The organism is Nonomuraea roseoviolacea subsp. carminata (assembly GCF_024172185.1).
Classification (GTDB): Bacteria; Actinomycetota; Actinomycetes; order Streptosporangiales; family Streptosporangiaceae; genus Nonomuraea; species Nonomuraea roseoviolacea.
Genome location: NZ_JAMZEC010000001.1, coordinates 1,366,216 through 1,379,956 on the forward strand (window position 1 = coordinate 1,366,216; position 13,741 = coordinate 1,379,956).

The 13,741-nt window shown below is 72.3% G+C and carries 9 protein-coding genes; 4 read left to right on the forward strand and 5 right to left on the reverse strand.

Translation table 11 applies throughout. The features are described from left to right. Positions 1-15 precede the first annotated feature (15 nt). On the forward strand, positions 16-3,264 hold the full coding sequence (locus HD595_RS46625; RefSeq protein ID WP_253766495.1) for a trypsin-like peptidase domain-containing protein: 3,249 nt from the start codon (positions 16-18) through the stop codon (positions 3,262-3,264). Here the strand turns inward: HD595_RS46625 and HD595_RS06305 are convergent. The 4 genes from HD595_RS06305 to HD595_RS06320 form a co-directional block, all read right to left on the reverse strand. Continuing rightward, entirely contained in the window at positions 3,261-4,478 is a 1,218-nt protein-coding gene (locus HD595_RS06305; RefSeq protein WP_253766497.1) for a saccharopine dehydrogenase family protein, read from the reverse strand. The two genes, HD595_RS46625 and HD595_RS06305, sit on opposite strands and share 4 nt — an antisense overlap. A gap of 102 nt (positions 4,479-4,580) precedes the next feature. Then, positions 4,581-5,792, reverse strand: coding sequence for an extracellular solute-binding protein (locus HD595_RS06310; RefSeq protein WP_253766499.1), 1,212 nt, complete (start codon positions 5,790-5,792; stop codon positions 4,581-4,583). Between the two features lie 156 nt (positions 5,793-5,948). After that, the gene (locus tag HD595_RS06315) at positions 5,949-7,454 is read right to left on the reverse strand and encodes a CoA-acylating methylmalonate-semialdehyde dehydrogenase (protein ID WP_253766501.1); all 1,506 of its coding nucleotides are present in this window, start codon (positions 7,452-7,454) and stop codon (positions 5,949-5,951) included. Then, positions 7,451-8,731: an aspartate aminotransferase family protein gene (locus tag HD595_RS06320; protein ID WP_253766503.1), complete on the reverse strand. Its 1,281-nt coding sequence runs from the start codon at positions 8,729-8,731 to the stop codon at positions 7,451-7,453. The genes HD595_RS06315 and HD595_RS06320 overlap by 4 nt, the downstream gene beginning before the upstream one ends. 319 nt (positions 8,732-9,050) lie before the next feature. Here HD595_RS06320 and HD595_RS06325 point away from each other — a divergent pair, with 319 nt between their 5' ends. After that, positions 9,051-9,773 (forward strand): alternative oxidase, encoded by a 723-nt coding sequence (locus HD595_RS06325; RefSeq protein ID WP_253766505.1) that lies wholly within the window; start codon positions 9,051-9,053, stop codon positions 9,771-9,773. 25 nt (positions 9,774-9,798) lie between these two features. Here the strand turns inward: HD595_RS06325 and HD595_RS06330 are convergent, their stop codons facing one another. Next, positions 9,799-11,238 carry an MFS transporter gene (locus HD595_RS06330; protein WP_253766508.1) on the reverse strand — a complete coding sequence of 480 codons (1,440 nt, stop codon included), beginning with the start codon at positions 11,236-11,238 and terminating at the stop codon, positions 9,799-9,801. Between the two features lie 91 nt (positions 11,239-11,329). Here HD595_RS06330 and HD595_RS06335 point away from each other — a divergent pair, with 91 nt between their 5' ends. Both HD595_RS06335 and HD595_RS06340 read left to right on the forward strand, forming a co-directional pair. Beyond that, the gene (locus tag HD595_RS06335) at positions 11,330-12,034 is read left to right on the forward strand and encodes a TetR/AcrR family transcriptional regulator (RefSeq protein WP_253766510.1); all 705 of its coding nucleotides are present in this window, start codon (positions 11,330-11,332) and stop codon (positions 12,032-12,034) included. A 12-nt stretch (positions 12,035-12,046) separates the two neighbouring features. Continuing rightward, a complete protein-coding gene (locus tag HD595_RS06340) occupies positions 12,047-13,702 on the forward strand; it encodes an AMP-binding protein (RefSeq protein WP_253766512.1) in 1,656 nt (551 codons plus the stop codon). Positions 13,703-13,741 lie beyond the last annotated feature (39 nt).

Consider the following 13,741-nt stretch of genomic DNA (forward strand, 5'->3'; position numbering starts at 1 on the left):
ACGTGGAGGTGAGGCGTGGCCGCTGAGTCCGCGAGATCCGTGTACGTGCGCGCCCGGACGGACGACGGGCGCAAGGTGTTCGGCAGTGGTTTCCTCGTCGCTCCGTCGCTGGTGCTGACCTCGGCCCACGTGGTCGAGAACGTGGGCCACGAGGTGACGGTCGGGTGGGCCGGCCACGAGTCGGCGGGCACCGTGGTGTGGCGGCGCCGTTCGGGAGCCGTGGACGCGGCGCTGATCCGCGTGGCCCACACGGACCGGCGGACCGGCCGCGGGCCGGTGCGGTGGGGGCGGCTCACCGGCACCAGACCCGGCGTCCCCTGCCAGGCCACCGGCTACCCGAAGGCGCAACGCGAGGACAGCGGACGGTGGGAGGAGCAGTTGTCCGGTCACGTGAACCCGGGCACCGCCGCCTCCGCCGGCCGGTACGAGATCCACGTGGACGACTCGCTGCCCAGACCTGGAGCGCCGGGAGAGTCCCCGTGGGCGGGCATGTCCGGCGCGGCCGTCCTGTCCGCCGACGGCCGGCTCGTGATCGGCGTGGTCTCCCAGGACCGCATGGCCTACGGCGGCCGCCTGGCCGCCACCCGCGCCCAGGACCTCCTGGCCGATCGGGATTTTCACGATCTGGTCAGGGACGCGACCGGCCACCTGCCGCTGCTGGAGTCGGTGGAGCTGGCCGGGCTGCTGGACGCGCCGCAGGCCCGCGCCGATCTCCGCTCGCCCGCCTTCCTGCTGCGCGCCGACGCCGAGGTGGTCTCCTTCCGCGGCCGCGGGGAGCTGCTGGAGGAGCTGGCCGCGTGGTGCGAAGGCGACGGGGTCTCCGTGCGCCTGCTCACCGGCCCCGGCGGTCAGGGCAAGACCAGGCTGTCGCGGCGGCTGGTGACCGACCTGTACGGGCGCGGCTTCGTCGGCGGCCACCTGCTGTCCCGGCGCGTGGACCCGGCCGCCTACGCCGCCTTCGCCCGGACGACGGTGCCGCTCGTCGTCGTCGTGGACTACGCCGAGAGCCGGCCCGAGCAGGTGGTGCACCTGTTGGAGCAGGTGTTGCACGGCGGCGACGGGGAGGCCGTACGGATCCTGCTGCTGGCCCGCACCGCCGGGGAGTGGTGGACCCAGCTCCGCACCGGCCATCCCGACCTGGAGGCGGCGCTGTCCGGGACCGTCGTGCACACCCTCCAGCCGCTCGAACCCGACGAGGACGGCCGCCGGGCCGCCTTCGGCGACGCCTTACGCGACCTCGCCACCCACCTCGAACGCCTTCCCGGCTTCGGCGGCCCCTCCTGGGCCTCGGCGGTCAAGGCCATCGACCCGCCCGTCTGGCTGGGCGCCGATGTGCGCGCGTCCATCCTGACCATCCAGATGGCCGCACTCGTGGAGCTGCTGCAGTCGAGCGAGCATCCGGTCGAGGTCGGGGCATCCGACGCGGTCGAGGACGTGCTGCTCAACCACGAGCGCCGGTATTGGCAGCGTACGGCGGCCGCCGCGGGCCTGGCGGCCAACCCCGGGTCGCTGGAGCGGGCGATCGCCGCGGCCGCCCTGTGCGGCGCCGACGACGCGGCGCAGGCCGGGGCCACGCTGAAGGCGGTGCCGGGCTGGACCGACGCCGGCGACGACCGGCGGGAGGCGGCGGCACGCTGGATCCACGGCCTCTACCCGGCCCCGGCGGGAGAGTACTGGGGCGCCGTCCAGCCGGACCGGATCGGCGAGCACCTGGTCACGATCGTCACCAGGGGCGCTCCTGAGCTGTTGAACGTCCTGTTGCCCGCCGCGAGCGTCGAGCAGCGCGAGCGGGCGCTGGAGGTGCTGGCGCGCGCCTCCGCCCGCGAACAGCGGCATTTCCGCTCGATCTTCCGCTCGCTGCTCGGCATCAGGCACTGGCACCTGGTCGTGACGATGCTCGACATCACGACGCAGGCCGAACGCCCGGAGGCGCTGCGCGACGCGCTGGCCTCCTTCCTGGAGGAGGAGCAGGACCTCGGCTACGACGAACTGCTCGCCCTGACGATGGCGACCCCCTTGTCGACCCTGGTGCTGCGCGACTTCGGGGTGAGGGTGGCGGAGCGGCTGGTCACGGTCGCCCGCGAGGATGCCCGGCGGGCGATCGCGACCGGCCGCCTGTGGCCCTTCCGCGTGCCGAGGAGGCACCGGCGGGTCGTGGGCGATCTGGCCACGGCGCTGGCCTACCTGGCCGAGCGTTACCTGGTCGTGGACCGGCGGAAGGAGGCGTTGACCGCCGCCGAGGAGGCCGTGGACCTCAACCGCCGCCTCGGCCGGGACCACCTCTCCGGCCTCGCCGACGCGTTGCGGATCTTCGCCAACGCGTGCCCGCCCGGGCGGCGGGAGGCGGCCCTGGCGGCGGCCGAGGAGGCGGTGGCGCTGTGGCGCCGCCAGATGGCCGCGACCGAGCGGGGCTCCTTCGCGGAGGAGCACCGGCAGTCGGAGCTGGCGCACGCCCTCGTCACGCTGTCCACCCTGTACGAGCAGGCCGGCCGGGGCGCCGAGAGCGTGGCGGCGAGCGAGGAGGCGACCGCCATCGAGCACAGGCTCGCGGAGATCGATCCGGACAACCACGCGCCCAGGCTCGCCTCGACACTGACGACGGCGGCCTCCAGTCGGGCCGGAATGGGCCGGCACGACGACGTGGTCGAACGCGCGGAGCGGGCCGTGTCCCTGCTTCGCGACCTCGCCGCCGGCAGCCCGGACGAACACCTGAACAGCCTCGGTGTCGCGCTGAACAATCTGTCGAACGCGTACGGAGAGGCCGGCCGCCGGGCGGAGGCGCTGGCGGCCACGCAGGAGGCGGTGGCCGTGTTCCGCCGCCTGACCGCCGACGGGCCCGGCAGGGCGCCGGACGGCCCGGCCACCGGCCAGGACGGCAGAGGACTGGACAACCTGGCCACCGCGCTGGCCAACAACGCCATCCGGTACGCCCTGCTCGACCGGCACGCCGAGGGGCTGGCCCCGATCGACGAGGCCATCGCGATCCGCGGCGGCGGCACAGGGGAGCCCGAGGCGCTGGCGCACTGCCTGTCGTTGCGCGGCGGTCTGCTCGTCGAGTGCGGGCGCCCGGTGGAGGCGATCGAGCCGCTGCTGACGAGCCTCCACCTGCTGATCGAGCTGGACGCCGAGACGCAGGCGGCGGCGATGTGGCTGCGCACCGCCGGGGAGGCGGATCCCGACGGGGTGTCGGCGGAGTGGCGGCGGCTCACCGGCGAGGAGGCGGACTGGTTGGAGGCCCCTGACGGGCGTACCGCTCCGGACTAGGCGGCGGCCTGGCGCTCCTCGCGCATCTCCCACGGGGAGCCGTACTCGTGCAACAGGTCGAGGAACGGCACCGCGTCGAACGCCTCGGGCCCGAGCACGCCCGCCCCCTTCCAGACGCCGCGCGCCACCAGCTCCAGCGCCACGACGGGGTGGACGGCGGTCTGCCAGACGACGGCCTGCGAGCCGTACTCCCGCATCGACCAGTCGTTGTCCACCACGTGGTACAGGTACACCTCGCGCGGCACGCCGTCCTTGCCGAGGCCCTTGACCCAGGTGCCGGCGCACGTCTTGCCGTGCATGCGCTCGCCGAGCGTGGCCGGGTCGGGCAGGCGGGCGGCCACGAGGTCGCGCGGCGCCACCTCCGCGCCGCCGACGCGCACCTTCTCGGCGCTGTCGAGGCCGAGCTTGCGCAGCGTCTTGAGCACGCCGATGAACTCCTCGCCGAGCCCGTACTTGAAGGTCACCCTGCGCGCCGGGATCCAGCGGGGCACGAGCAGGACCTCCTCGTGCTCGACGTTCACGCACTCCACCGGCCCGATGCCGGCCGGGAAGTCGAACACCTCGGGCTCGCTGAACGGCTCCGTGGTGTGCCAGCGCCCGTCCTCCCAGACGACCGGCGGGTTCAGGCACTCCTCGATCGTGGTCCAGATGGAGAACGTGGGCGCGAAGTCGTAGCCGTCGACGACCAGGTTGGAGCCGTCGCGTACACCGATCTCCTCGATGCTGGAGAACAGGTGGTCGGCGGCGTAGCGGGCGAACACGTCGGCCAGGCCGGGCTCGACGCCCATGCCGACCAGCGCCAGCCGGTCCGCCTCCCGCCACGCGCCGTCGAGGGCGAACTGCCGGTCGCCGAGCTTGACCCCCGGCATCCGGTACGGCTCGCTGGGGTGCGGCCGCGACAGCGACATGGCCATGTCGAGGTAGTGCGCCCCCGCCGCCAGCGCCGCCTCGAACAGCGGCATCGTGAACCGGGGATCGACGGCGTTGAACAGCACGTCGCACCGGTGCTCACGCAGGGCGGCCTCGACCTGGGCGCGGTCGGAGGCGTCGAGGGTGATCGCGCTGAAGCGCGGGTCGTCCACACCGGCGACGGCACGTGCCGCCCGGCTCTGTTGGGAGTCGGCGACCACGATGTGTTCGAAGAAATCTCGGCGAGCGGCGATGGGCACGACAGCGGAGCCGACCCCGCCGGCGCCGACCAGAAGGATTCTCATGCAGAGCACCCTACTCACTGACTGGTCATTCAGTCGAGACTGACTGGTCATTCAGTCTGAAATTGAGACAGACATCTCCACGGCCCCCACCTGCGGCGGAGCTCACTTGACCAGCGCGCGCCACCGTTCGGCCCACGCGATGTACGCGGGGCAGCCGTCCTTGGGCTTGCAGCCGTCGGGCGGGCGGGTGGCGAAGGCGATCCGGCCGATCCGCTCCGGGTCCTCGACGCCGTACGCGTCGCAGACCCGCTGGGTGGCCTTGACGCACGCCTCCGGGTTGGCCGGCGCCAGCCCCAGCCAGGCGACGGCCTTGCGCTGCACCGTGGCGGAGGCGGTGTAGGCCAGCCAGCGGTAGGCGCAGTCGGTGTTGGGCACGCCGGCGCCGAGCATCCACGAGTCGACCCAGCCGGTCGCGCGCGGGGTCTCGACCGCCTTGACCGGCCTGCCGGCCTGCTGGAGCAGCAGGCGGTAGTACGGGGTGGCCTGGGCGTAGTCGAGGGAGCCGGTGGCGAAGCCCTTGACCAGGTCGAGGGAGCTGGTCCAGTACGTCCGGCCGGGCTGCTCCTCCAGCAGGTCCACGGCGCCGTCGAGCTCGTGCTTGGTCAGCTCGAACGGGTCGCCCTCGACCCCGTCGGCCAGCGCGGCGTCGGCGATGGTCAGCGGGCTGTCGCGCAGCACGACGTGGCCGCTGCCGAAGACGTCCTTCAGGGTCGGCTCGCCCTTGACGCGGGAGGAGTCGTACAGGAACTCGTGGTAGCCCCACAGGTAGGGCACGCCGTAGACCTTGCCCGAGCGGACCGTCATCTCACGGAAGCGCTTGGTCAGCCGGTCGTAGCCGGGCACCTTGTTCGGGTCGATGACCTGGACCTGCTTGGAGGCGATGAGGTCGGCGGCCAGCACCGGCCCCGCGGAGATCACGTCGTAGGGCCGCCCCCGGACGGCGGCGGCCATCTGGTCGGCGGTCTGCACCGTGTCGTAGCGGGCGATGCGGCAGCCGGTGGTCTTCTCGAAGTCGGAGGTGGTGCCGGAGTAGTCGGCGTAGCCGCGGTAGGTGAGGATCTGCAGCGTGCCGTCGCTCTGCGCCGGGCCCGGCGGGGGGACCGACTTGCGCGGCTTCACGCTCACGGCGGGCGACGGCGTGCCCTGCGGAACGGGGAGCGCCACCCGCGAAGCGGCCGCGACCGGCACGGCGCCCGGTACTGGGGCCGGCACCGCGGCCGGCGCCACCGCCGCGCCCGCCGACGGGCCCGCCGCGCCCAGGCTCGCGGCCAGCGCCGCCACGGCGAGCGCCAGAGCGCGTGTGCGCCGATCCACTGGTCCCCCTTGTCCGCGGTCCCCTTGAGGGCGACCTCCTGCCCCGCGGCTCGTCAGGTGCGACCCGGGCCCGCGGTCTCGATCTCGTGACCTGGAGCTTACCGGGGAGAGGGCCGGGGAGGGACGCTCGTCCCTCCCCGGTGGGGACCCGGGGGCCTACCCGTTGGTGGGGAAGCCCAGGTTGACGCCGCCGTGGGACGGGTCGAGCCAGCGGGAGGTGACGACCTTGCCGCGGGTGTAGAAGTGGACGCCCTCGGCGCCGTGGACGTGCGTGTCGCCGAACAGCGACGCCTTCCAGCCGCCGAAGCTGTAGAACGCCATCGGCACCGGGATCGGCACGTTGATCCCGATCATGCCGACCTCCACCTCGTTCTGGAAGCGCCGGGCGGCGCCGCCGTCGTTGGTGAAGATGGCGGTGCCGTTGCCGTACTCGCCGTCGTTGATGACCCGCACCCCCTCCTCGTACGAGGGGACGCGCACGATCGACAGCACCGGCCCGAAGATCTCCTCGGTGTGCACCCGGGAGCCCACGGGCACGTGGTCGAGCACGGTCGGGCCGAGCCAGAACCCGGGCGCCTCCGACGCCTTGCCGCCGCCGAGCAGCGCGCTCTCGCGGCCGTCCACGACCAGCTTGGCGCCCTCCTCGACGCCCAGGTCGAGATAGGAGGCGACCTTGTCGCGGTGCTGGCGGGTGACCAGCGGACCCATCTCGGCCCTGGGGTCGTCGCCGGGGCCGATCACCAGCTTGGCGACGCGCTCCTTGATCTTCTCGACCAGCTCGTCGCCGACGGGGTCCACGGCCAGCACGACCGAGATGGCCATGCACCGCTCGCCGGCCGAGCCGAAGCCCGCCGACACGGCCGAGTCGGCGACCAGGTCGAGGTCGGCGTCCGGCAGCACGAGCATGTGGTTCTTGGCACCGCCGAGCGCCTGGACCCGCTTGCCGTGCGCCGTGCCGGTCTCGTAGACGTAGCGGGCGATGGGGGTGGAGCCGACGAACGAGACGGCCCGCACGTCGGGGTGCTCCAGCAGCCGGTCCACCGCGGTCTTGTCGCCCTGCACGACGTTGAACACGCCGTCGGGCAGCCCCGCCTCCTGCCACAGCCGGGCCATGAGCAGCGACGCCGACGGGTCCCTCTCGGACGGCTTGAGCACGAACGCGTTGCCGCAGGCGATCGCGATCGGGAACATCCACATCGGCACCATGGCCGGGAAGTTGAACGGCGTGATGCCGGCCACGACGCCGAGCGGCTGGCGGATCGAGTAGGAGTCGACGCGCGTGGAGACGCCCTCGGAGAAGCCGCCCTTGAGCAGGTGCGGGATGCCGCAGGCGAACTCGACGACCTCCAGGCCGCGGGCCACCTCGCCGAGCGCGTCGGAGTGCACCTTGCCGTGCTCGGCGGAGATCAGCGCGGCCAGCTCGTCGCGGTGGGCGACCATGAGCTCGCGGAAGCGGAACAGCACCTGCGCCCGCTTGGTCAGCGACGCGTCCCGCCAGGCGGGGAACGCCGCGACCGCGGCGGCCACCGCCGCGTCCACCTCCTCCACCGACGCGAGCGCCACGTGGCCGCTCACCTCGCCGGTCGCCGGGTCGAAGACCTCCCCGGTGCGGCCGTCGCCGCCGGTGAGCGCCCCGCCGATCCAGTGCCTGACAGACTTCACTGCGCTCCCGCTTCCGCGTCGATGACTTCCAGGGCGTGGACGATGATGCCGAGCCCCTCGGCGGCCTCGTCCATCGTGAGGGTGAGGGGCGGGGCCATGCGGATGGCCGTGCCGTACAGACCGCCCTTGCCGGCGAGCAGGCCGGCCCGCTTGCTCTCCTCCATGAAGCGCGCGGCCTGGGCGGGCGTCTCCAGCTCGACGGCGAACATCAGGCCCTTGCCGCGCACGTCCTTGACGATGCGCAGCCGCTGGGCGGCCTCGCGCAGGCCGTCCATGATGAGCGCGCCGGTGCGGGCGGCGTTGGCCTGCAGGTCGTGGTCGAGGACGTAGTCGAGGGTGGCGTTGGCGGCGGCCATGGAGATGGGGTTGCCGCCGAACGTGGCCAGGCCCACCGCGGGCAGGGCGTCCATGAGGTCGCCGCGGGCGACGACGCCGCCGACGGCGAACCCGTTGCCGAGGCCCTTGGCGAAGGTCATCATGTCGGGCGTCACGCCGTGGTTCTGGATGCCGAAGAACGCGCTGCCGGTGCGGCCCCAGCCGGTCTGCACCTCATCGGAGATGAACAGGATGCCCTGCTCGTCCAGGACCTCCTTGTAGGCGGCGAACAGGCCGTCGGGGGCCATGGTGAAGCCGCCCACGCCCTGGATGGGCTCGGCGATCAGCGCGGCGACGTCGCCGGCGACCGTGGTGGCGAGCACGTGGCGCAGGTCGTCGACGCACACCTTGATGTACTCGGCGTCGGACAGGCCGCGGAACTGGGCGAGGTGCCGGTCGGCGCCGTGCAGGAAGTGCGCGTTGAGCGGGGAGAGCGAGTTGTTCTTCCAGGAGCGGTTGGAGGTGACGCTGATCGCGCCGAAGCTGCGCCCGTGGTAGCTCTGCCGCATGGCCAGCACCTGGTCGCTCTTGCGGGCGTAGGTGGCGAGCAGCAGGGCGGTCTCGTTGGCCTCGGTGCCGGAGTTGGTGAAGAAGACCTTGGCGTCCGGGATGCCGGACAGGCGGGCGATCTTCTCGGCCAGCTCGATCTGGCCGCGCAGGAGGTAGACCGTGCTCGTGTGGACGACGCCCGTGGCGAGCTGGCGCTCGACGGCCTCGCGCACCTCGGGGACGTCGTAGCCGATCATGTTGGTCAGGATGCCGGCGAAGAAGTCGAGGTAGCTCTTGCCGTCCGCGTCGACGACGCGGTTGCCCTTGCCGCTGACGATCTCGATGGGCTCGGTGTAGTTGAGGGCCAGCCAGTTGGGCATGACGGCCCGGTGGCGCGCGAGAAGCTCCGACATGCTACGAGTATCCCGTTCTGACATCATTCCTCCCACCGGCAACCTGTCGGCGGGCCGCCGAATCGCCTTACAGGCTGTCGGGGCGACCTCTGGACTTCTGGCCAGTCTATGTCATGACATCAAGACTTCCTGCCGTCAGTCTTCCGGCTTCCCGCCGTCCGTCCCCTAGGGGATGTCCCGTGCGCCTGCGGGCGTACGGGCCGCGCCCCCGGTACGCCGCCGGAGGCACCGGCGATGACCTCCCGCGGCCGACGACCGGACGGGGCCGGCTGGGCCACGATCGGGTCATCACGAAAGACGACCCGAGGAGACACCGGCCATGACCATCACCTTCGAACCCCCCACCGCGACGCACACCGCGACGCGCCCCGAGCTGCCCTCCGGCCCGCCCAAGCTCAGCCGCGACCTGCTCCGCCAGGCCGAGCGCGACACGCTCGCCACCCCGCGCATGGCCTACAGCCTGCTGGCGCGGATGATGTTCAAGCCGGTGGACCTCCTGTACGGCAGGCAGGGCTCGTTCACCAAGTTCGCCATGCTGGAGACCATCGCCCGCGTGCCGTACCAGGCGTGGGAGCGCATGGGCTACTGGGCGGTGCACCGCCACGCGGGGCGCTCGGCGCTGGCCAGGAGGGTGTTCGAGCGGATCGTCGAGGCCCGAGCCGACCAGGACAACGAGCAGTGGCACCTGCTGATCGTGCAGGACCTCGTGCAGCGCAACGGCGAGCGGCAGACGTGGCTGCTGCACCGGGCCGCGCCGTGGGTCATCGCGTTCTTCTACTACCACGTGTCGTGGATGCTGTTCCTGGTCCGGCCCGACTGGAGCTACCGGCTCAACGCCGAGTTCGAGGACCACGCCGAGCACGAGTACATGACGTTCGTGGCCGAGAACCCCGCGCTCGACCTCGTTCCGGACCCCGGCACCTACGCCGCCGAGTATGGCCGTTACCGCTCGGTGGCCGACCTGCTGCGGCAGATCGGCCACGACGAGCGCACCCACAAGCTCGACAGCCTGCGCAGCATGCGCGAGCCCCGTGTTCGATGAAACAGCGTCCGATGAGGAGCCGGGCTCACACCCGCTCGGGCTCGGGCTCGGGAGCGACGGCCGGCGCGGGCGGCCGGAGCACCGCCAGCGCGAGCAGCGCGGCGGCCACGCAGAACCCGCCGCCCACCCAGGCCCCGAGGTGCACGGCGTCGGTGAACGCGGCCTTGGCCGGCTCGGCGAAGCCCAGCCGGATCGCGTCGCCGATCGACTCCTTGGCCGCGGCCGGCACGTCCGCGGGCATGGCCGAGGTGAACACCCCGGCCAGCACGCTGCCCAGGATCGCGATGCTCATGGCCATGCCGACCTGCTGGACGGTGTCGTTCAGCGCCGAGCCGACCCCGGCGTGCTCCACCGGGATCGCCCCCATGAGCGAGGCGTAGGCCGCCGGTCCGGCCAGGCCGCCGCCGACGCCCATGACCATCAGCCCGGTCAGCACCGGCAGGTAGCCGGTGGTCGTGGCCAGCACCGCGAAGCCGCCGGCCATGACGACCAGGCCCACGCTGACGAGCACGCGGTTGCTCACCCGCTGGCCGAGCGCCGCGCCGAGGCCGTTGAACAGCGCCGCGGCCACCGCGTACGGCAGCAGCGCCAGCCCCGCCTTCATCGGCCCGTAGCCGAGCACGAACTGCAGGTACTGCGTCAGCATGAGCATGACGGCGCCCGCGCCGAAGGACATGAGCAGGATGGAGAAGGACGCCCCGCTGAAGTTGCGGTTGCGGAACAGCTCCAGCGGCAGCATCGGCTGCTCCGAGCGCACCTCCCACACCACGAACGCGCCGAGGGCCACCACGGCGGTCGCGATGCCGGCCACGTTCCACTCGCGCTCGATGATGACGTAGACGGCGGCGGTCAGCCCGACGACGGACAGGACCACGCCCACCGGGTCGATCCTGCGCCCGGAGCTGCGGGTCTCCGGCATGAGCACGAGCGCGGCCACGATGGCCAGGCCCGCGATCGGCACGTTCAGCAGGAAGACCGAGCCCCACCAGTAGTGGTCGAGCAGGAAGCCGCCCAGCGTGGGGCCCGCGATCACGCTCACCATGGCGACCGCGCTCCAGGCGGCCATCGCCTTGCGCCGCTCGGCCTCGTCGAAGACGGTCATCAGGATCGACAGGGTGGAGGGCATGAGGATCGAGCCGCCGACCCCCATGAGCGCCCGCGCGCCGATGAGCTGCCACGGCTCCGAGGCCAGCACGGCCAGCAGCGACGCGCCGCCGAAGAACGCCAGGCCGATGATCAGGAATTTGCGCCGGCCGTAACGGTCGGACAGACTGCCCGCGGTCAGCAGCAACCCGGCGAAGGCCAGCACGTAGGCGTCGAGGATCCACTGGATGTCGCCGGGGCTCGCCCCCAGGTCGCGGATCAGCGACGGGATGGCCAGGTTGAGCACCGTCCCGTCCACGCCCAGCACCAGCACCGACAGGCACAGGACGACGAGCGTCCACCACCGCCGCGGGTCTCGCACATCGTTCGAGGTGTCTGGTACATCGTTCGAATTCACTCGCACACTGTACGACGACTCTCGCACACTGTGCGAGGGGATTTATGCTGGGGCCATGAGCAAGCAGATCTCCTCCGTCTGGGCCCGCGAGCCACGGCCCACCCGGACCCCCGGCCGCAGCCGCGAGGAGATCGTCCGCGCGACCCTGGACCTGCTCGACACCGAGGGGCTCGACGGCCTCAGCATGCGCAAGCTCGGCGCCCGGCTGGGCTCCGGCGCCACCACCATCTACTGGTACGTCGAGAACAAGGACGAGCTGCTGGAGCTGGCCTACGACCACGTCTGGGGCGAGATCGCCCTGCCCGTCCCCGAGGACCTCGGCTGGCGCGACACCATCACGACCTTCGCCCACAGCATGCGCCGGGTCATGCTGTTCCACCCGTGGATCGGCTCGCTCATCGGCCGCATGCCCGCCCTGGGTCCCAACGCGCTGTCCATGTCCGACCGGCTGCGCAGGACCTTCGCGCTGGCCGGGTTCGAGGGCCTGGACATCGACTGCGCCAACGCCACCCTCACGGCGTACGTGTTCGGCACGGTGATGCCCGAGATCGCGTGGCGGTCGTACCTGAGCGGCGAGCAGCTCGACCAGGAGTCCATGCGCGAGACGTTCGAGAAGGTCGCCAAGGACTTCCCCGACCTGCTGGAGCGCGTCATCGAGGTCAACGAGAAGGTCTCCGACACCGACACGCTGCGGGAGACGAGTTTCGCGTTCGGCCTCGCCACGGTGCTCGACGGCCTTGAGGCTCGGCTGCGCTCGTAGCAGATTGAGGGTATGGGACATGACGGGCAGCACCACGACGTAGGCGGCTTCCGCGCGGCACGCGACCTCCTGCTGAACGCCGACTACGCGACCGCGCGCAGCGAGTTCCGCTGGCCCCGGCCGGAGCGCTTCAACTGGGCGCTCGACTGGTTCGACGGGGTGCTCGCCGCAGAGACGCCCGACGCGGTGGCGCTGCGCATCGTCGGCGGGGAGCGCCCGGCGACCCTGACCTTCGCCGAGCTGTCGGCCCGCTCCGCCCAGGTCGCCCACTGGCTGCACGAGCAGGGCGTGCGCCGCGGCGACCGGATCCTGCTCATGCTCGGCAACCAGGTCGAGCTGTGGGAGAGCCTGCTGGCCGCCATGAAGCTCGGCGCCGTCGTCATCCCGGCCACCACCCTGCTGACCGCCAAGGACGTCGCCGAGCGCGTCGAGCGGGCCGGCGTCGCGCACGTCGTCGCCAATGCCTCCGACGCCGGCAAGTTCGCCGCCGGGCCGTTCACCAGGATCGCCGTCGGCGACGCGTACGGCTGGCTGCCCTACCACGAGAGCCGCGAGGCGGACGCCCGCATCGTCCCCGACGCGCCCACCCTGTCCGGCGACCCCATGCTGCTCTACTTCACCTCCGGCACGACCTCCCGGCCGAAGCTGGTCGAGCACTCCCACCTGTCCTATCCCGCCGGGCACCTGTCCACGATGTACTGGATCGGGCTGCGGCCAGGCGACGTGCACCTCAACGTGTCGTCGCCCGGCTGGGCCAAGCACGCGTGGAGCAGCGTCTTCGCGCCGTGGAACGCGGGGGCGACCGTGCTCGTCCACGACTACCGGCGCTTCTCCGCGACCGCGCTGCTGGAGGTGCTGCGCGACGAGGCCGTCACCACGTTCTGCGCGCCGCCGACCGTGTGGCGCATGCTCATCCAGGAGGACCTGACCGCCTGGCGGCTGCCGCTGCGCACCGCCGTCGCCGCCGGCGAGCCGCTCAACCCGGAGATCATCGACCAGGTGGCCAAGGCGTGGGGGCTCACCGTCCGCGACGGCTACGGCCAGACCGAGACCACCGCCCAGATCGGCAACGTGCCGGACGAGCCGGTCAAACCGGGGTCGATGGGCCGGCCGCTGCCCGGCTACGAGATCACGCTGCTCGACCCCGTCACCGGGCGGCCGGGCGACGACGGGGAGATCTGCCTTCCCCTGGACGGCGACCGGCCCGCCGGGCTGATGACCGGCTACGCGGGCGCCTCCGCCGCCGCCGGCGACGGCTTCTACCACACCGGTGACGTGGCCACCCGCGACGCCGAGGGCTACATCACCTACGTGGGGCGCACGGACGACGTGTTCAAGGCGTCCGACTACCGCATCTCGCCGTTCGAGCTGGAAAGCGTGCTGCTGGAGCACCCGGCCGTGGCCGAGGCCGCCGTGGTGCCCGCCCCCGACCCGCTGCGCCTGGCCGTGCCCAAGGCGTACGTGACGCTCGTGCCCGGACGCGAGCCGGACGAGGACACCGCGCGGTCCATCTTCGAGCACTGCCGGCGCGGGCTCGCGCCGTACCAGCGGGTGCGGCGGCTGGAGTTCGGCGAGCTGCCGAAGACGATCTCCGGCAAGATCCGCCGGGTCGAGCTGCGCGAGCGCCCGCCCGGCCGGGAGTTCACGGAGGAGGAGCTGAACCGATGAGCGGCTGCCGATGTGTCAATCCACTATGTAAATGGCAGC

Coding starts and splice junctions, on each gene's coding strand:
- HD595_RS06325 (WP_253766505.1), top strand. CDS start 9,051: ATGACCATCACCTTCGAACCCCCCACCGCGACGCACACCGCGACGCGC.
- HD595_RS06305 (WP_253766497.1), bottom strand. CDS start 4,478: ATGAGAATCCTTCTGGTCGGCGCCGGCGGGGTCGGCTCCGCTGTCGTG.
- HD595_RS06320 (WP_253766503.1), bottom strand. CDS start 8,731: ATGTCGGAGCTTCTCGCGCGCCACCGGGCCGTCATGCCCAACTGGCTG.
- HD595_RS06340 (WP_253766512.1), top strand. CDS start 12,047: ATGGGACATGACGGGCAGCACCACGACGTAGGCGGCTTCCGCGCGGCA.
- HD595_RS06335 (WP_253766510.1), top strand. CDS start 11,330: ATGAGCAAGCAGATCTCCTCCGTCTGGGCCCGCGAGCCACGGCCCACC.